The 17315-nt window shown below is 30.8% G+C and carries 20 protein-coding genes; 8 read left to right on the plus strand and 12 right to left on the minus strand.

Annotation, left to right across the window (positions count from 1 at the left end; all coding sequences use genetic code 11):
• The 4 genes from FLACHUCJ7_RS22510 to FLACHUCJ7_RS22525 all read right to left on the minus strand — a co-directional run bounded on the left by FLACHUCJ7_RS22510 (window position 1) and on the right by FLACHUCJ7_RS22525 (window position 4914).
• The gene (locus tag FLACHUCJ7_RS22510; protein ID WP_180910593.1) at window positions 1-516 is read right to left on the minus strand and encodes a DinB family protein; all 516 of its coding nucleotides are present in this window, start codon (window positions 514-516) and stop codon (window positions 1-3) included.
• Between the two features lie 10 nt (window positions 517-526).
• Window positions 527-3112, minus strand: a complete 2586-nt coding sequence (locus FLACHUCJ7_RS22515; protein ID WP_078229323.1) for a phosphoenolpyruvate carboxylase — start codon at window positions 3110-3112, stop codon at window positions 527-529.
• A 90-nt stretch (window positions 3113-3202) separates the two neighbouring features.
• Window positions 3203-3682, minus strand: a complete 480-nt coding sequence (locus FLACHUCJ7_RS22520; protein WP_007805990.1) for an Lrp/AsnC family transcriptional regulator — start codon at window positions 3680-3682, stop codon at window positions 3203-3205.
• 77 nt (window positions 3683-3759) lie between these two features.
• Complete coding sequence (locus FLACHUCJ7_RS22525; RefSeq protein WP_180910596.1) at window positions 3760-4914, minus strand: M14 family metallopeptidase; 1155 nt, start codon at window positions 4912-4914, stop codon at window positions 3760-3762.
• A 312-nt stretch (window positions 4915-5226) separates the two neighbouring features.
• Here FLACHUCJ7_RS22525 and FLACHUCJ7_RS22530 point away from each other — a divergent pair, with 312 nt between their 5' ends.
• Entirely contained in the window at window positions 5227-5664 is a 438-nt protein-coding gene (locus tag FLACHUCJ7_RS22530; protein ID WP_180910599.1) for a helix-turn-helix domain-containing protein, read from the plus strand.
• 51 nt (window positions 5665-5715) lie between these two features.
• Here the strand turns inward: FLACHUCJ7_RS22530 and FLACHUCJ7_RS22535 are convergent, their stop codons facing one another.
• Window positions 5716-6267, minus strand: coding sequence for a 1-acyl-sn-glycerol-3-phosphate acyltransferase (locus FLACHUCJ7_RS22535; protein ID WP_180910601.1), 552 nt, complete (start codon window positions 6265-6267; stop codon window positions 5716-5718).
• A gap of 63 nt (window positions 6268-6330) precedes the next feature.
• Here FLACHUCJ7_RS22535 and FLACHUCJ7_RS22540 point away from each other — a divergent pair, with 63 nt between their 5' ends.
• The 5 genes from FLACHUCJ7_RS22540 to FLACHUCJ7_RS22560 are packed head-to-tail and all read left to right on the plus strand — an operon-like array spanning window position 6331 to window position 9226.
• On the plus strand, window positions 6331-6996 hold the full coding sequence (locus tag FLACHUCJ7_RS22540) for a spermidine synthase (RefSeq protein WP_078229326.1): 666 nt from the start codon (window positions 6331-6333) through the stop codon (window positions 6994-6996).
• A gap of 6 nt (window positions 6997-7002) precedes the next feature.
• Window positions 7003-7680 (plus strand): peptidoglycan DD-metalloendopeptidase family protein, encoded by a 678-nt coding sequence (locus FLACHUCJ7_RS22545; protein WP_078229327.1) that lies wholly within the window; start codon window positions 7003-7005, stop codon window positions 7678-7680.
• 6 nt (window positions 7681-7686) lie between these two features.
• A complete protein-coding gene (locus FLACHUCJ7_RS22550; protein ID WP_078229328.1) occupies window positions 7687-8157 on the plus strand; it encodes a hypothetical protein in 471 nt (156 codons plus the stop codon).
• Window positions 8158-8177: 20 nt separating this feature from the next.
• Window positions 8178-8702, plus strand: a complete 525-nt coding sequence (locus tag FLACHUCJ7_RS22555) for a hypothetical protein (RefSeq protein WP_078229329.1) — start codon at window positions 8178-8180, stop codon at window positions 8700-8702.
• 50 nt (window positions 8703-8752) lie between these two features.
• On the plus strand, window positions 8753-9226 hold the full coding sequence (locus tag FLACHUCJ7_RS22560) for a nuclear transport factor 2 family protein (protein ID WP_180910603.1): 474 nt from the start codon (window positions 8753-8755) through the stop codon (window positions 9224-9226).
• Window positions 9227-9283: 57 nt separating this feature from the next.
• On the opposite strand, the gene FLACHUCJ7_RS22565 is transcribed toward FLACHUCJ7_RS22560, so the two are convergent.
• The 6 genes from FLACHUCJ7_RS22565 to FLACHUCJ7_RS22590 form a co-directional block, all read right to left on the minus strand.
• Window positions 9284-10546, minus strand: a complete 1263-nt coding sequence (locus FLACHUCJ7_RS22565; protein ID WP_180910604.1) for a nucleoside permease — start codon at window positions 10544-10546, stop codon at window positions 9284-9286.
• Between the two features lie 64 nt (window positions 10547-10610).
• On the minus strand, window positions 10611-11303 hold the full coding sequence (cmk, locus tag FLACHUCJ7_RS22570) for a (d)CMP kinase (RefSeq protein WP_180910606.1): 693 nt from the start codon (window positions 11301-11303) through the stop codon (window positions 10611-10613).
• Between the two features lie 34 nt (window positions 11304-11337).
• On the minus strand, window positions 11338-11937 hold the full coding sequence (locus tag FLACHUCJ7_RS22575) for a murein L,D-transpeptidase catalytic domain-containing protein (protein WP_078229332.1): 600 nt from the start codon (window positions 11935-11937) through the stop codon (window positions 11338-11340).
• Window positions 11938-11946: 9 nt separating this feature from the next.
• Window positions 11947-12966, minus strand: coding sequence for a type IX secretion system protein PorQ (porQ, locus tag FLACHUCJ7_RS22580; RefSeq protein ID WP_180910608.1), 1020 nt, complete (start codon window positions 12964-12966; stop codon window positions 11947-11949).
• Between the two features lie 195 nt (window positions 12967-13161).
• Window positions 13162-14262 carry a BT_3928 family protein gene (locus FLACHUCJ7_RS22585; RefSeq protein ID WP_180910609.1) on the minus strand — a complete coding sequence of 367 codons (1101 nt, stop codon included), beginning with the start codon at window positions 14260-14262 and terminating at the stop codon, window positions 13162-13164.
• Between the two features lie 58 nt (window positions 14263-14320).
• Window positions 14321-14863, minus strand: a complete 543-nt coding sequence (locus FLACHUCJ7_RS22590) for a DUF1599 domain-containing protein (protein WP_180910611.1) — start codon at window positions 14861-14863, stop codon at window positions 14321-14323.
• Window positions 14864-15018: 155 nt separating this feature from the next.
• Here FLACHUCJ7_RS22590 and folP point away from each other — a divergent pair, with 155 nt between their 5' ends.
• Both folP and FLACHUCJ7_RS22600 read left to right on the plus strand, forming a co-directional pair.
• The gene (gene folP / locus FLACHUCJ7_RS22595; protein ID WP_078229335.1) at window positions 15019-15840 is read left to right on the plus strand and encodes a dihydropteroate synthase; all 822 of its coding nucleotides are present in this window, start codon (window positions 15019-15021) and stop codon (window positions 15838-15840) included.
• A 6-nt stretch (window positions 15841-15846) separates the two neighbouring features.
• Entirely contained in the window at window positions 15847-16473 is a 627-nt protein-coding gene (locus FLACHUCJ7_RS22600; protein WP_180910612.1) for a hypothetical protein, read from the plus strand.
• A 1-nt stretch (window position 16474) separates the two neighbouring features.
• On the opposite strand, the gene FLACHUCJ7_RS22605 is transcribed toward FLACHUCJ7_RS22600, so the two are convergent.
• Entirely contained in the window at window positions 16475-17287 is an 813-nt protein-coding gene (locus tag FLACHUCJ7_RS22605; RefSeq protein ID WP_180910614.1) for a M48 family metallopeptidase, read from the minus strand.
• Window positions 17288-17315: the final 28 nt, after the last annotated feature.

A 17315-nucleotide genomic window follows, 5' to 3' on the forward strand; every position in this document is an offset into this window, starting at 1 on the left:
TTACAAATACCGCTCTGAAATTACTCTTAAATGATGATTTTGATGACCTGTAATAATAAACCCAATTGCTCTTACTGAAATAGCTGTATTTGAAGCTCTGCCCATAAATAAAAACTGTTCTTCATTTAGACCCTCAAAAAAACTGATTGTTGCTTTTCTGGTATTTTCATATTCAGCCAATAAACTTTCTATTGAACGAGAATTAGCAAATGCAAATGGCACATAATCATTTTCTTCAAATCCGGGTAAAGGCGTTTGATCTCCCCTACTGATTCTTAAGGCGCGATATGCAAAAATACGCTCCGTGTCTATCATATGCAGTACAATATCTTTGATTGTCCATTTTCCTTCTGCATAACGATATTCTAATTTTTCAGCTGGAATATTTTTTACAAAATTAACCAGCTGAGACAAGCCCTCTATTAAGCCTTGCACTAATGTTTTATCACCAGCAGCTTTAATATAAATCGCATTAAAAATAGAATACTCATTTGTTTGTAAATCTGAAGCTATCATAATTTTAGATTTAAGCAGAGTTTCTACTAGCATTTGTATTTCCGAACAATGAACGGGTTACAATTTTTTCATACACTTTAATCAAATCCTGATCAATTATTTTTTCTTTGTTCAGTTCATTAATTCTTAATAATGCATATTGTTGTATAGTCAACAATGGCAATACGATACGTTCTCTAACTTGAATTGATGCTATACCATCAGGGTAATTTTCCATTAAGGTTTTATGACCTGCAATTTTTAATAAAAGACGTTTTGTTTCTGAGAATTCATCGTAAATAATCTGCCAGAATTCACCAAACTCAGGATCTTTTCTCATGTAAGCTGTTAATGGTAAAAATGATTTTGCCAATGACATCATACTATTTTCCAAAAGGGTCTTAAAAAATAAAGAATTATGATATAAATCGCTCACTTTCTCCCATTGATTAGTCTCTTCAAAATATTTTAGAGCTGATCCTACACCAAAAAATCCTGGTACATTTTGCTTTAATTGACTCCATGAACCCACAAAAGGAATTGCTCTTAAATCGGCAAAATCCAATTGTTCAGATTTGCTTCTTTTAGATGGACGGCTTCCAATATTGGTTTTAGAATAGTATTTTAACGTACTCATCTTCTCCAAATATGGTATAAACTTAGGATGATTTTTAAAGCTTAAATATTTATCATATCCCAAACCTGCCAATTGAGTCAAAATTGCTGTTTCCTCAACAGTCAGTTCATTTTTCTCTTTACTAAAAACCTGATTTGTCACTCCGGCACTTAATAAATTTTCTATATTGTAACGGCAAGAATCTAAAGTTCCAAAATTAGAGCTAATAGTTTGTCCCTGTACTGTAATTTGAATTTCGTTGTTCTCGATTTTAGGCCCTAAGGATGCGTAAAATTTATGCGTTTTTCCACCACCACGAGCAGGCGGACCTCCACGTCCATCAAAGAAAATAGCTTTTATACCATACTTTCTTGAAATTTCGGTAAGCTCAATTTTTGCCTGATAGATGCTCCAGTTTGCCATTAAATAACCACCATCTTTTGTTCCGTCAGAGAAACCAAGCATAATAGTTTGTTTATTATCACGGGATTTCAAATGTGCTGCATATTCAGGATTCGTATATAACTGCTCCATTATTGAATGCGCATTTTGCAAATCATCAACTGATTCGAAAAGTGGAATAATATCAACCGTAGGGTTTTCCCAATTATTTAAGCGAATCATGGCAAAAGTCTCCATTACATTCAATGCACTTTCATTGTTACTAATGATGTAACGATTTGCACCAAATTCACCATTGTTTTCCTGAATCGTTTTGATTGCCTGAACAGACTCTAAAGTCAGTTTGGTAATTTCATTGTCAAAATCTGCAGGATTTAAATCACCTTTAACTTTTGACAGAACAACTAACTTTTCATCCTCGGATAAATCAAAATAATTTTCAGGGAATATTTTTGAATCTGAATTTAAATAATAACTTACAACATCATGAAAAACTGCATTGTGAATTTTACTGTTCTGACGAATATCTAAAGTAGCAAAATGAAACCCAAACAAATTAATTTTAACCAATAATGCTTCTAATTCATCCAGATATAAAGATTGATGCTTTTCTATAATTATATTTCTGATTTTATTTAGCTGAGTTAGCAATTCATCTAAAGTAATATAAATTTCACCTTTAGAATAAAAAACAGACCTATAAAGTTTATATTCAAGTTCAGCCACCAAAGTATCTACACCTGAGAAAGTTAACTTTCTTTTCAGGTTTCGCATTTCAACATAATAACATTTCAAAATTGAAGTACGTAGACGTTCTGCAACTTTTAATGTAATATCTGTAGTTACAAAAGGATTTCCATCACGATCACCTCCCGGCCAGAAACCAAGTTTTATCAACTGATTTTGAATCGCTTCTCCCTGAAGAATATTTTTCTGTAAATAATGAACTATTTCTCCTGCAGTTTCATAAAATACATTTTCCAAATACCAAATCAAACTAACTGCTTCATCATATGGATTTGGCTTTTCATTTTGTATAAATGGAGTTTTTCCCAACTGCGCCAACAACTGTTTTATTTTCAATAAATCGTTTTGCCTGATTGCCTCAGTTAAATCATTTATAATACCAAGAACAGGCCCAGGATAAAATTGTGTAGGATGAGCAGTTAAAACAGTTCTAACGTTGAAATTTTCAAGAAACTCAATCAATTCATCGTCTTTTTCTTTTGCATCTGATTTTTCCTTAATATCACGAAGCGAACCTCGCCCTTCCATGTTATTCACCACTGGAAAAGCAGCATCTTCAATTGCATCAAACAATACAATCTGACGTTCGATATACTGTATAAATCGAAACATTAAATCTATCTTTTCTGTCTCTGAAGCGTTATTCAAAAATTTATTTGAAAAAAAGTCAAAAATCTCCTTAGGAGTTTCCTGTTTTTTAAAGCCTGTTTCGCAGGTTTCTGTAAACAAAGGAAGCAAAACCCCTGTATTATCAATAGAATCAAAAGGTAATGTTATAAAAACACTATTATAAATATGGTATTTAGAGAGAACATCCTGATTAAAACGCTCTATTTTAGGTAACGTGTACATAATCCTTTTATAGTTGATTGGTTATTTAGTCATAAAAAAACCCCAAGAAAACTTGAGGTTATATTTTTTAATATAGCATTCAAGAAAATATTACATATTTTTAAAAATAGTATGCATCAAACGCTTCTTATCGTTAATACTTTCTTCTAATGAAATCATTGTTTCAGTTCTGTAAACTCCTTCGATATCATCAATCATAAAGATAACTTCTTTTGCATGTTTAGTGTCTTTCGCTCTAATTTTGCAAAAAATATTAAATTTTCCTGTAGTTACTGAAGCTACAGTTACGAAAGGAATTTGATTAATTCGCTCTAATACAAATTTTGTTTGAGATGTATTATTAAGAAACACCCCTACATACGCAATAAATGAATACCCTAATTTATCATAATCTAAGGCTAATGAAGATCCCATGATTATCCCGGCATCTTCCATTTTTTTTACTCTAACATGTACAGTTCCGGCAGAAATCAACAATTTTTTTGCAATGTCAGTAAACGGAACTCTCGTGTTATCTATTAACATATCTAAAATCTGGTGATCTACTTCATCTAAACGAAATTTACTCATAATTCTTTAATTAATATTACTAATTTGTATTACAAAGTATAAAAATATATATAAAAAACAAGAAATTCACATAAAATTTAACTTTTTATCAATCCGTTAACAAATTTAACGTTTTTATTTAAATAAAAATTTGCTTTTTGATCAGTCTTCGGAAAATTGGTAAAATCATCTGAGTACGCAGCGCCTTTTGCATCGTAGACATAATGTCCAAAATAATTTTCTAACTCCCCTACTTCAACTATATAAGCATTAAATTGAATCTTGCTGTCAATTAATTCCTCTTTGTATTGAGCGACAAAATTCGTAATAATTTCGATACCATCATAATTTATTTTGATATTTTTATACATAAAATCATAAAAAACCACTTTATTTTGTGAAATATTCAAATAATCAACAATCCTATTATTAACTATATCGTTTTCGAAAAGCACTTTAAAACCTGCAATTAGCGAAAAGAAGATAAACTTTCTGGTAACTTCTCTCTGGTAATCATTTTGAAAATGACCAGCTTCGAACAAAATTGTCGGTACACCTAAATACTGAAAAGTATCTCCTATACAATTAATATTAAACGAATCATCGAAACGTCCTACCTGTCCGGGTATGTATTTCTGCAGTTCATCATTAATCGCAGCAATTAAATTAATTGCCTTTAATCTATTCTCATTAATTTCCCGTTCTTCATTATAAGAAGGAGCTAAAAATGAAACAGTAGCTGGTTTTCCTGTTTCGCCAGCTCCAAAAATAGTGCGCTGATCATGTAGATTAAAACAAAAATGAGGGTTAAATCCTTCGAAAACCTCTCTTAAAACTCTGCTTTCCGGTTGTGTCAGATTTTGCGAATCTCTATTCAAGTCAATTTCATTTGCATTGGCACGAGTATACAATTCTGCTCCGTCAGGATTCAGTATCGGTATGCACAAAAAAGTAAAAGATGAAAGCATATTTTCAGCAAACTCAGAACCACTATTCAAAACATTAATAAAATCAAACAATGCTTTAGTGGTTGTACTTTCATTTCCATGCATTTGAGACCACAAATAAATTCGCGTTTCTCCTGAACCAATTTCATAACTATATATAGATTTACCTAAAACTGATTCCCCAACAACCTTAACCTGATTGTTTGTATTTATTCTTTCTAATATCGGTCGAATATGTTCTACTGTCAGGTAACGACCTTCAATAGACTGCTCTTTGTATTGGTTAAATAATTCTTCTAAATTCATTGTCTTTCTAATTAGTTCACAAAAGTAAATATCTTTATTTTTACAATTGTAAATCGTTTAAAATTTTAATAATTTAATATTGTAAACAACTTCTTTAAGCCCTTATCAATTATCTCTATAGCTCAGACGCACTAATACAAATTATTAGTAAAAAACAAATAAAATATTTAATTTTCAGTAATTTAATACAATTTATTTATTATTTTAATTTAACAAAAAAGGAGTCGTTTATTAAATTTACAAATGTAAAATTGCATTATATAATCTTTTGTTTACATTTGTGACTATGCAATTTTAAAACAAAAATTTACAATGGTAAACATAGAGGAATTTGTAAAAAGACTTGAAATTGTTATGGATTATTATAGTTTAAACGCTTCGGCTTTTGCAGATAAAATTGGGGTTCAGCGTTCAAGTATGTCTCATCTTTTATCAGGACGAAACAAACCCAGTCTGGATTTTGTAATGAAAGTTTTAGAAGTTTTTCCTGATGTAGACTTATATTGGATTTTGACAGGAAGAGGGAATTTTCCAAAAAATCATGATGAAGATTCTTCAGAAATTTCAAGATCTTCACCTCCTATTTTATCAGATGAAACTTCTTTTTCTACAAACGAATCAAATAATAAAAAAAACACAGTACAAAGTTCATCAGGAGCAAAATATTCAGGTTTTAATCTGGATGATAGTGAAATTGAAAAAATTGTGCTTTTTTATAAAAATGGAACATTTAAAGCCTATTCTACTTAAATCAAATAATTTTCATTTACGTAATTCTCTTCTACTTGAAAAAAAATTCTATTATAATCGAAATCCATTTTTAGGAATCTTACCCAAAACTCCTTCGTAATGTCTTTTCAAAATTTTTAAATCTTCCTCGTAATTGCCGGTTGGAAAAAATGGTTTGCCCAAATTAACTTCTTTTTTACCCCAATCAAAAGCTACAGGAATAATTGGTACTTTAACTTTAAGCGCAATATAATAAAAACCACTTCTGATTTCCGAAACTTTTTTACGTGTTCCTTCAGGAGCAACCGCTAAACGAAAAATTTCTTTCCTCTCAAAAATAGACGCAATTGCATCAACTTTATTCAAGCCACCGGATCTGTCTAATGGCTCACCTCCTACACTTCTAAAATAATAACCAAACGGAAATTTAAATAATTCTTTCTTTCCTACCCAGTTCATTTCTAAACCTGATATCCCTCTTGTAAAAATTCCTAAATAAAAATCATGATTACTTGTATGCGGCATTACCATCATCACGCATTTTTTCACTTCAGCATTCTCAATCCCAACTATCTTCCAGCCCATTAGCTTAAAAAATAGAAATTTATACAACTGTTTTTTCATTAAATTCCATATTTCGCACAAAATAAAAAAATATAATGCTAAATTTGGGTAAAAGCATAAAAAATGATTCAAAAAATATTTAGTTATTTAATACCAATTAAAGTATTCAAAAAAAAATCGAGTCGCAGTAAGACGATTGAAGTAACCTGGAATAATGGAGAGTTAGTTTTAGATTCAGAAAACACAAATTACTCATATGGCAGTTTACAACGTATATTAAGATATGGATTAAGAAATATTGGTTTTAAAACTATTCAGAAAATGAATCATATTTTGGTTTTAGGAGTTGCGGGAGGAAGTGTCATAAAAACTCTTGTTGATGAAATTGAATTTAAAGGCAAAATAACAGGAGTAGAAATCGATTCTGATATGATTCAGATTGCAAATGAATATTTTAACCTTTCTGAAATTAAACAATTAGAAATTATTATTGATGATGCTTTTGAATTTGTTTTGAAAACCAAAAACCAATACGATCTAATTATCATTGATATTTTTGAAGACACTAATATGCCAAATTTTTTATTTGAACGTTTTTTTAGCGAAAGAATCTGTTCCATATTAAAAGATCAGGGATTTGTTCTTTTTAATACCATGATCCTTAATGAAAAAGATAATGTTAGAAATCGTAAATACATTTCAGAAATTAATACTAAATTATACATTACTAAAATGCTACCTCGGGTAGAGCATCATAATGAATTGATTATTATTGAAAAAGTTGCTTAATCTATTATGAAACCTCTTTCTTCTATATTAAAAAGTATTCCACCATCAAAAGTTATTGATTCAGATATTGATCATTCAAAATATATAACTTTAGATTTATCTATAAACAACCAGGATTTAGCGGGAAACAAAACCGGAAATTCTGCTGATTTTGAAGAATATATCACTCATTATTTAAAAAAAAATAATGCCGAAGTAGCTTTTGGCGGTTATATTGAAGGACGGACTTTGTATCAACGAAGTTCTATTTTTAAAAATGATTTAATTTCTGAACGTAATATCCATATTGGTCTTGATTTATGGATAAAAGCAGGGACTTCTGTTTTAGCCGCTCTTGATGGGAAAATCCATAGTTTCAAAAACAATGTTGGTTTAGGCGACTATGGTCCAACCATAATTTTGGAACATGAAATTGAAAATCAAAAATTTTATACTTTATACGGGCATTTATCGTTAGAAAGTATAGAAGGGATTAGCATTGGTGATTTTTTTAAAAAAGGAGAATATCTGGCTAGCATCGGGAATTCAGAAGTAAATGGCGATTATGCCCCACACTTACATTTCCAAATTATTAAAAATATAGAAAACTATTGGGGTGATTACCCTGGTGTATGTAACACAAAAGACTTAAATTTCTATATAGAAAACTGCCCGGATCCCAATTTATTATTAAAAATAACATAAATAATTATGAAGAAAGCAGGATTGATTATATGTTTGTTACTGTTAATAGGCTGTAAATCTAAAACAGTCAGCAGAAGTACTGAAGATCTAAAAATTAAAAAAGTTTTAGAAGCCGAAATAAATTCAAATCAGCAAAATAAGGCCTATTCATTAGGAAAAAGAGTTCTTGAAACATGCAATACATCAAAGTTTAAGCCTTTTAATGAAACTGAAGTAACTAAATCAGTTATGGAGAACACGACTGAAGAACGCCTGACCAAAACCTGTTTGAGATTTCGCCAATATTATGGAAGTTTTGTAGATTTAAAACTAGACGGAGTTTACAAAACCAAAGAGGAGACTATTTACCGCTATCGTGCTTTGTATACAAAAAAGGTAGCCAATAAGGAACTTAGGATTTTTGTAAATGAAGAAAATTTGATTTCTGCCATAAAATCAATGGATTGGGATGAGAAATTTGATGCTAAAAATAATTAAACAAATAACTTGATACACTTATGACTTTAAAATTATCCTTCTTTTCGTTTCTTTTGATTTCATTTTTTGCAAGCGCCCAGCAAACTATAAGTATAAAAGGCTCAAAACCATTTCCTGCAACTGAAAATTATACTTTTATTTGTGAAAAATATATTCTTACCGGAGAAATAGATGTGCAGATTGCAAAAACTGACAAAGGAGGGATTTTAAAACTTACAATTGCTACTGCAAATGATAAAACGAGAATTTCAGGAGGTGTATATGTTGATTTAGCCAATGCTGATGTAATTGCATGTGTAGACAAAAATATTAAGGAAACTGAAGAAGGAAAAACAACTTCTTATTATTATTTTACCCCAGCTGAATTTTTAAAACTAAAGAAAACAGATATAAAAGCAATTAGATTTATACTTACAGGGAATTCAAACACTTTTGGAAATCAGACAGGTTATTTCACAGCTATAAGCAGAAAAAATTATTTTTCGACTGCTTTTGACAAATCCAAAAAAACTTTTGATACTGCTGCAGCAATTAGTATTCTATAAAGTTTATTTAACCAAAAATAATCTTACTTTTATAGTCTAATTTTGTTAAAATGAATTCAAACGAAAATTTAATTTCTAAATTTTATACTGCATTTGCAAATGCAGATGCTAAAACAATGTGCGAATGTTATCATCCTAAAGTTCACTTTGTAGACCCTGCTTTTGGCCTTTTAAAGGAAAAACAGGTTTCTAAAATGTGGGAAATGCTAATTTCAAAAAGCAAAGGAGATATCAAAATTGAATTTTCAAATATAAAAGCAGATGAATTTTCAGGATCTGCCCGTTGGGTTGCTACTTATAATTTTAGTAAAACGAATAGAAAAGTAATCAATCGAATTTCTGCTGAATTTCTTTTTCAGGATGGACTAATCATAAAACATACAGATAATTTTGATGTTTGGAAATGGGCAAAGCAAGCTTTCGGAATTACCGGTTATTTATTAGGATGGACCGGTTTTTTTCAAAATAAAATAAAAGAACAAGCATTGCTATCGCTTAAAAAGTTCCAACAGACTAATACCTAGAGAATATATTTTTATAAAAAAATCCCACCTGTTATGGTGGGATTTTTTGTCTCTATATTAATGCTCTAAACTTTCTAACTCCTTTGGATCGTGTTTATATTTAAACAAAATTGCAAAAGCTATTGCAATAACAAACGCATAAGCCGCAAATGAAAACCATACATTTGGCCATTGTATTTTATTTCCAATGGTAAAATAACTTACTGTTCGTCCTGCCAGCTCACCACCAATTATAGCTCCTATACCATTAGTCATTAACATAAAAAGCCCCTGAGCACTGGATCTGATTTTGCTGTCTGTTTGTTTTTCAACAAATAGTGATCCTGAAATATTAAAAAAGTCAAATGCCATTCCGTATACTATCATTGATAATATGAGAAAAATAACTCCTGAACCTGGATTCCCTATTCCAAATAATGCAAAACGTAAAACCCATGCAATCATACTAAAAATCATCACTTGTTTAATTCCGAAGCGCTTTAAGAAAAATGGAATCGTTAAAATAAACAGCGTTTCTGAAATTTGCGATAGCGAAATAATAAAAACAGAATGTTCTACTCCAAAAGTCCCCTGATATTCCGGATTAGAGCCAAAATCCCTTATGAAGGTATCACCAAACATATTCGTAATTTGTAATGCAGCACCGAGTAACATAGCAAAGACAAAGAATATTGCCATTTTCTTTTGTTTAAAAAGTACAAAACTATCTAAGCCAAATTTACTTGTCAGCGACTGATTACTATTTTTGTTTTCTGCAGGAACATCGGGTAACGTAAAACAAAAAAGACCTGTAATAATCATAGATACCGAGGCAAAAACAAATTGAAGCGTATTCGATTTCCAATCCGTTAAATCAGTTATCCACATGGCTATTACAAAACCTACAGTTCCCCATACACGAATTGGGGTAAAAGTTTTTTGAACATCAAAATTGAATTTATTTAAAACGGCATAACTTACAGAATTGTTTAACGCTATAGTTGGCATATAAAAACAACTTGTTGCAAAAATAATCCAGTACATTTCTGTTGAATTGGTTGCTCTGGTTGCAAAATATATGGCAACTCCGGCAATAATATGTGAAATTCCCAATACTTTTTGTGCACTGAGATATTTATCTGCAATAATACCAAGTAAAGCCGGCATAAATAAACTTGCCCAGCCCATTGAACCATATGTTCTGCCAATAGACAAACCAATACTACTTCCTTCTAAAGGACCAAAAACCTGCCCCATATATCCCCCTAATGAAATCAACCATATTCCCCATACAAAAAACTGGAAAAAATTCATGATTGTAAGCCTTAGTTTTATACTCATAATAGTATTTGTCTTTAAATGATTAAGCGGTAAAACTACTATTAAAAATGAAATCTACAAAGAATTAAACTTTTTTAACAACTTCATTTACTAATTCTAAAACTGCGGTAAATTGTTCTTCCTTATTTAGGTAAGAATTATCAATTTCTATTGCATCTTCAGCAATTACCAATGGAGAATCTTCACGGTGTGTATCTATATAATCTCTTTCGACAACGTTTTTTAAAACCTCGTCATAAGATACTTTATCACCTTTTTGTTGTAGTTCATCAAAACGTCTTTGTGCACGGGTTTCTGCACTAGCTGTCATGAAAATTTTGAGTTCTGCAGCAGGGAAAACTACAGTTCCAATATCCCTTCCGTCCATGACGATAGCTTTATTAGTTCCCATTTCCTTTTGTTGTTCTACTAATTTAGAACGAACTTCAGAAACTTCTGCAACTTTACTCACAAAACTGGAAACTTCTATAGTACGGATTTGTTTTTCAACATTTTCACCATTCAGATACATTTCTGCAAAACCTAAATCAGAATTGTATTTAAACTCCAATTGAATTTTAGGAAGTGAATCAATTAAAGCTTTTTTATCAAAAAAATCGGCTTTAATAAAATTATTATTCATTGCAAAAAAAGCAACCGCCCGGTACATTGCTCCAGTATCTACATAAACATAAGCAAGTTCCTTAGCTAATTGTTTTGCTAAAGTGCTTTTCCCGGTTGATGAAAAGCCATCAATAGCAATGGTAATATTTCTCAAAGTGGTGGTTTTAAATTATGGAGTTTTATTAATTTTAATAATAAATATCTAAAAGTATGTTTGATTTTGAAGAATCAATAATTTTTTCAATTCTTTTAAAAAATTGCTCATTCACCATTGGGCAACCATGGCTGCGGCTGATGTAACGATCTTGTTCTTCGTATGGCACCGCCGAATAATAATGCAGAACAATAGCTCTCTTGAATGCATTACTATTGGTTTCATCCAGACCAGAGAGTCGATATGCTTTTCCGAAAATTCCATTATAATTATTTCCAATAGAATATCTTCCCAGCGAAGTGCAATTTGAATTTGGCACATTGCTAAATTTTAAGTTGCCTATAATTCCGGTTTCAGAACCACATCCATGGGCAACAAGCCCCTGATCTAAAATTTTATTGTTCTGTAAATCATAAACAAAAAAACGATTTTTCCCGGATGGAATTCTCATATCAATAAAAAATGCAATTTTAGAGTTGTATTTAGAACTGGCATTCAACATTGATTTCATTTCATCAATTCTAAAATTAATTCTTTCAATTTCCAGACTATTAGGTTCATCTTTAAAAAAAGGTTTAGCGCTGATAAATAAACCAGAAATAATTACAATTAAAATTAAATTAAATATTTTCATATAAAATTATTATTGAAGATTAATATTTAAACCAAAAAGACTTGTATTTGCTGCTAACGTGTATTTAGAATACGAATAATTAAATTTTAATCGATTCATTTTTAATCCAAAACCTAACGAAACCCCTGAGAAATTACGTTGTTCTTCAATTCTTAATTCTTCAGCTCTTCGAAAATTGTATCCTAATCGAATGTTGAATGCTTTTTTAGGAAAAAGTTCTATTCCAAAAACCACATGTCTCAAAGCATTATTTACGAATGAAACCTTATCTTCCTGCGTTGAACCATCTATATTGCCTTCTCCTCTCACAGGGTTCGAAAAAGAGATGTTCCATTGTTGCAAATTTTCTAAAGAAAGATGCCATCTGATTGGCACGTGATCCAATTCCTGAGAAACCCCTGCGATAATCTCAAGCGGTAATTTTTCCTTAATCCCTGAATAAGTCGTAAACTGAGTCCCAATATTACGAATTGACAAAGCCCAATTTACATCATTCTTCTCATCAATGAACAAAAAACCTAAATCTAACGCACCACCAATAGAATTATAACTCTCTAAAGTTGATGTGATTAATTTTGCATTTGCACCAATATGTATGTCTGTATATGGAATATTATATGCATAACCTACTGCAAGAGCTCCCTCACTTCCTGTAAAATCTGAAGTAGCCTGGCCATTTTCATCATATCCCTCAAAAGTACCATAATTTATGTAGCTTATACCCGCATAAAATGTTTGCAAATGCCTGTCGTACGTATAGGCATACGAAGCTGTTCCGTAAGTTGCTTCACCATAATAATTACCATAATTCATTGCTAAATGATTATCCATATCTGCATTTAATGTTGCCGGGTTAAACATTACCTGATTTACATCTTCATCATAAATGGTAATTGCTTTTCCGCCCAATGCTGCCTGTCTTGGCGAACTTGTCAAATTTAAAAACTGATAAGCATACCTCCCGCCTATTTGTCCATAAGAGAAGGAAACATTTAAAAACAAAAAAAACAGAGTAATTTTTTTCAACATGTATGTTAAGGGCTTAATCTGCATTAGAACGTAAATATGAAGATAAAATTATAATTCTGAAACATTTATATTTTAAAATATAACTCAAAATCTACATATATTTTGTTAACTGCAGCAAAAGTACAAAAAAACAAATTGCAATAACAACTTAATTATGAAACATTTATGGCTTTAAATTCTTTTTAAACAGTAGGATTACAATATCAATTTCTCAATATCATTATAATGTACTTTTTGAATAATAGTACCATTTTGAATAACAACAATACTTGGATTAGACCTTTCAATTGTTTTTAAAGCGATTGCATCACAAAAGTAAAAATCAACGTTTAAGCCATATTGTTTTTTAGTTTTTGCAATTATTTCATCAGTTGATGCAGTCATTGCAATTACTTTATATCCTTTAGATTTGGCTTCGACATTTAATTTTTCTAAGTTTTTCATGCCATCAGGATTAGACAATGCCAAATCATATGTTACAAAAACCAGTAATTTTGGCTCTTTCAGCAATTCTTCTTTATAATCAGAACCCTCTTTGGTCATTGTAAAATCATGAATAGGTGGTACGTAACCTTCTGTTATTACTTTATCTTTTCGGTCAACAAATATTGCCCCTTCAGGGATGTTCATTAAATCTTTTTCGGTGAATTCCTTATCAACACCGTTTACTTTATAGATAAAAATCATTTCAACTACAGATTTTGGGGCACCCTCCGGAATTTCCATTCCTTTTTCGATGTTTGTTCCTACTTTATAAGGTCGGAAATCTTTTATTGGATTATGATTTAAAACCCATACAGCCATAAATGCACATAAAACGACACTTAAATAAACTGCAAAATTGGTTTTTGGAGTTGCAAATAGTGGTTTTATTAATTTCTGATTGAAGAATAAAATCAGAATAAAGAATAACAAAACAACATCTTTGGTAAATGATTCCCAAGGAGTTAAATGCAAGGCATCACCAAAACAACCACAATCTTTAACTACATCAAAGTAAGCAGAATAAAAAGTTAAGAAAGTAAAGAAAATTATTAAAAGTAGTAAACTCCAGATTGTAGTTTTTGTTTTATAACCAACTAATAACATTACACCCAAAACAACTTCAAAAATCACCAAAAAGATTGCTAACCCTAAAGCAAGAGGCGTTAAAAAGGGCATGTTAAAAACCGGCTCGCTAAAATACTCGGCTAATTTATAAGAGAAACCAACCGGATCATTCAGTTTAATTAATCCAGAGATGATAAAAAGTACGCCGACAAATATTCTTGAGAATTGAGTAATGAAATTTTTCATAATTTAAAGTAGGTATATCTATATCCAAATGAATCTGGATTGGATTTATTTGAGGTTTTTATTTTTTAATTGGGTTTAAAATCAATGCAAAAACAGCATAATTGATCATATCCTGATAATTAGCATCAATACCTTCAGAAACCAAAGTTTTGCCTTTATTATCTTCAATTTGTTTTACGCGAAGTAGTTTTTGAAGAATCAAATCAGTCAGTGAGCTTACACGCATTTCACGCCAAGCCTCACCGTAATCATGATTTTTGGCTTCCATTAATTCTTTTGTCAATTTAATTTTAGCATCATATAATTCCGTTGCCTTGTCAATATCCAGATCTGGTTGTTCTACAACTCCCAATTCTAACTGAATTAAGGCCATTATCGAATAATTAATAATTCCGATGAATTCTCCTTTTTCGTCTTCATCAACTTTACGGATTTCGTTTTCCTGTAAACTTCTGATTCTTTGTGCTTTTATAAAAATTTGATCCGTCAGTGATGGCAGTCTTAAAATTCTCCATGCACTACCATAATCTTTCATTTTATTAATAAATAAGGTACGGCAAACCGTAATTACATTATCAAATTCTAAGGAAGTATTCTTCATTTATTGCTGTATATTTGCTAAAATTTGTTCAAAAATAAGGATTAAATTAAATAGTTTCAAGTTTCAGGTTTTCTTTGTTTCAAGTTTTTTCTAAACAAATTGTTAATCGTGCAACCTGAAGCTTAAAACCTGAAACAAATAAAAATAAAAAGAAAATGTTTATTAACTGCAAAAGCCGTTTGATTGATTTAACAATTCCTAAAGTAATGGGGATTTTAAATATAACTCCTAATTCATTTTTTGATGGAGGAAAATATAAAAATGAAGACGACATTATATCGCAAACAGATAAGATGCTTTCTGAAGGCGCAACATTTATAGATATTGGCGCTTACTCCAGCAAACCAAGTGCAGAATTTGTTTCGGAACAAGAAGAAATAGAAAGGATTGTACCTGCAATTAGACTAATTTTAAAACATTTTCCTGATACTTTATTATCAATAGATACATTTAGATCTGAAGTCGCTAAAGCCAGTATAGAAAGTGGTGCGGCAATTATAAATGACATTGCAGCTGGAGAATTAGACGATAAAATGTTTGAGGTTATTTCGCATTATAACGTTCCGTACATTATGATGCACATGCGTGGAAATCCACAAACCATGCAAACTTTTACACAATATGATGACATTGTAAAAGAAATACTTTTCTATTTTTCTGAAAAAGTAAAAAAGGCCCGAAGTTTAGGGATTAACGATTTAATTTTGGATCCCGGTTTTGGTTTTGCTAAGACAACAGATCAAAATTATGAAGTTTTGCAGAAAATGGAACTTTTCAATTTGCTCGAATTACCTGTATTAGCAGGAGTTTCAAGAAAATCAATGATTTATAAAACACTTGATATTACACCACAGGAAGCCTTAAACGGAACAACTTTTCTAAATACAATTGCTTTGACAAAAGGAGCAAAAATTCTTCGGGTTCATGATGTTAAAGAAGCAATGGAATGTGTTACTTTGTTTACTAAAATGAGTTAAATTATTATGAAATACTTCTGTTTAATTTTTATCTGTGTCCTTTTTTCATGTGAAGAAAAAAAGGATGTTTTATTACCACAATCAAATGTTTCAATTGTAAAAGATGTTCAGGACCATTCGCCAATTTATATTTTCTTTAAAATTGAAGGGAAAGATACTTTAGCAGAAGTAAACCGAAAAAACAGCATAATTTCAACTAACTGGATTTTCAATATTGACAAACGTCTGCCTTTAAAATTAGTAATTCCTGAAATTATAAAATTACAGGAAAAGAAACGCAAAGATAGTGCACACAAAAACGAAAAAGCCGAGAATTATTATTCTTATGCCGATTCTGTTGGAAAGAATTTAGCTTTTTTACCTTTCACGAAAGTGTATTATAAAATGAATAAGCCTAAATTTGGCATCTTGATTTATTTCACAAAAAAAAATTCAATATTGGTTAATGGGATTTCCGTTGAAAAATCCAATTTACAAAATTATTTAACTAATCTTGATAGTGATAAACCTAACAAATTCATGTTTTCATTTAGTACAAATATGAGTTTCGAAAATTATATTCAAAACAGAATATTAATTACTAGCTTAAAATTACCGGATTATAATTTAGTAAATGAGGAGTTTATATTTTAAATTAAATTCTAATAACCCCAACTTTTGCAGCTGTTTCTCTTGCCTGCGGAATTAGTGATTTTAAATTAGCAATTCTGGTTGCATCAGACGGGTGAGTGCTTAAAAACTCAGGAGTTCCGGAGCCTCCCGATTTAGCAGACATTCTTGTCCAAAACGCAATTGAATCATCAGGATTATACCCGGCAATCGCCATAAGTGTTAGACCAATTTTGTCGGCCTCACTTTCGTTACTTCTGCTAAAAGGCAGCATCACTCCTACTTCTGATCCTAATCCATAATATTTTTGCCACATTTCCTGATTTTCAGCACTTTGATTTCCAGTAGCCACTGCAACTCCTACTGCTCCTAATTGCTGTAATTGAGCAGCACTCATTCTTTGAGCACCGTGATTTGCCAATGCATGTGAAACTTCATGTCCCATAACAGTAGCTAAACCTGACTCATTTTGTGTAATAGGCAAAATACCCGAATAAACTACAATTTTACCGCCGGGTAAACACCAGGCATTAACTTCTTTGTTTTCTACTAACTTATATTCCCATTGATAATCTTTCAGGTATTGTGTTTGTCCTAAATAAGTTAGGTACTTTTCTGCTGCAGCTTTTATTCTTGCTCCAACAGCACTCACTTTTTGGGCATCTGCAGTTCCCGTAATTACTTTATTTTCTTTTAAAAAGGTATTATATTGTTGAAAAGATGAAGGGAATAGTTCGCTATTGGAAACAAAATTAAGATCCTTTTTTCCTGTAATTGGATTTGTTGCACAGGAAAAAACTATAAACAATGCAGCTAAGATGAATAGTTTTTTTGTCATGATTTCATTAATTTTTGATTACTGTAAA

The sequence above is a fragment of the Flavobacterium salmonis genome (assembly GCF_903819435.1).
GTDB classification, from domain to species: Bacteria; Bacteroidota; Bacteroidia; order Flavobacteriales; family Flavobacteriaceae; genus Flavobacterium; species Flavobacterium chungangense.

Coding starts and splice junctions, on each gene's coding strand:
- FLACHUCJ7_RS22510 (WP_180910593.1), bottom strand. CDS start 516: ATGATAGCTTCAGATTTACAAACAAATGAGTATTCTATTTTTAATGCG.
- FLACHUCJ7_RS22515 (WP_078229323.1), bottom strand. CDS start 3,112: ATGTACACGTTACCTAAAATAGAGCGTTTTAATCAGGATGTTCTCTCT.
- FLACHUCJ7_RS22520 (WP_007805990.1), bottom strand. CDS start 3,682: ATGAGTAAATTTCGTTTAGATGAAGTAGATCACCAGATTTTAGATATG.
- FLACHUCJ7_RS22525 (WP_180910596.1), bottom strand. CDS start 4,914: ATGAATTTAGAAGAATTATTTAACCAATACAAAGAGCAGTCTATTGAA.
- FLACHUCJ7_RS22530 (WP_180910599.1), top strand. CDS start 5,227: ATGGTAAACATAGAGGAATTTGTAAAAAGACTTGAAATTGTTATGGAT.
- FLACHUCJ7_RS22535 (WP_180910601.1), bottom strand. CDS start 6,267: ATGAAAAAACAGTTGTATAAATTTCTATTTTTTAAGCTAATGGGCTGG.
- FLACHUCJ7_RS22540 (WP_078229326.1), top strand. CDS start 6,331: ATGATTCAAAAAATATTTAGTTATTTAATACCAATTAAAGTATTCAAA.
- FLACHUCJ7_RS22545 (WP_078229327.1), top strand. CDS start 7,003: ATGAAACCTCTTTCTTCTATATTAAAAAGTATTCCACCATCAAAAGTT.
- FLACHUCJ7_RS22550 (WP_078229328.1), top strand. CDS start 7,687: ATGAAGAAAGCAGGATTGATTATATGTTTGTTACTGTTAATAGGCTGT.
- FLACHUCJ7_RS22555 (WP_078229329.1), top strand. CDS start 8,178: ATGACTTTAAAATTATCCTTCTTTTCGTTTCTTTTGATTTCATTTTTT.
- FLACHUCJ7_RS22560 (WP_180910603.1), top strand. CDS start 8,753: ATGAATTCAAACGAAAATTTAATTTCTAAATTTTATACTGCATTTGCA.
- FLACHUCJ7_RS22565 (WP_180910604.1), bottom strand. CDS start 10,546: ATGAGTATAAAACTAAGGCTTACAATCATGAATTTTTTCCAGTTTTTT.
- FLACHUCJ7_RS22575 (WP_078229332.1), bottom strand. CDS start 11,937: ATGAAAATATTTAATTTAATTTTAATTGTAATTATTTCTGGTTTATTT.
- porQ (WP_180910608.1), bottom strand. CDS start 12,966: ATGTTGAAAAAAATTACTCTGTTTTTTTTGTTTTTAAATGTTTCCTTC.
- FLACHUCJ7_RS22585 (WP_180910609.1), bottom strand. CDS start 14,262: ATGAAAAATTTCATTACTCAATTCTCAAGAATATTTGTCGGCGTACTT.
- FLACHUCJ7_RS22590 (WP_180910611.1), bottom strand. CDS start 14,863: ATGAAGAATACTTCCTTAGAATTTGATAATGTAATTACGGTTTGCCGT.
- folP (WP_078229335.1), top strand. CDS start 15,019: ATGTTTATTAACTGCAAAAGCCGTTTGATTGATTTAACAATTCCTAAA.
- FLACHUCJ7_RS22600 (WP_180910612.1), top strand. CDS start 15,847: ATGAAATACTTCTGTTTAATTTTTATCTGTGTCCTTTTTTCATGTGAA.
- FLACHUCJ7_RS22605 (WP_180910614.1), bottom strand. CDS start 17,287: ATGACAAAAAAACTATTCATCTTAGCTGCATTGTTTATAGTTTTTTCC.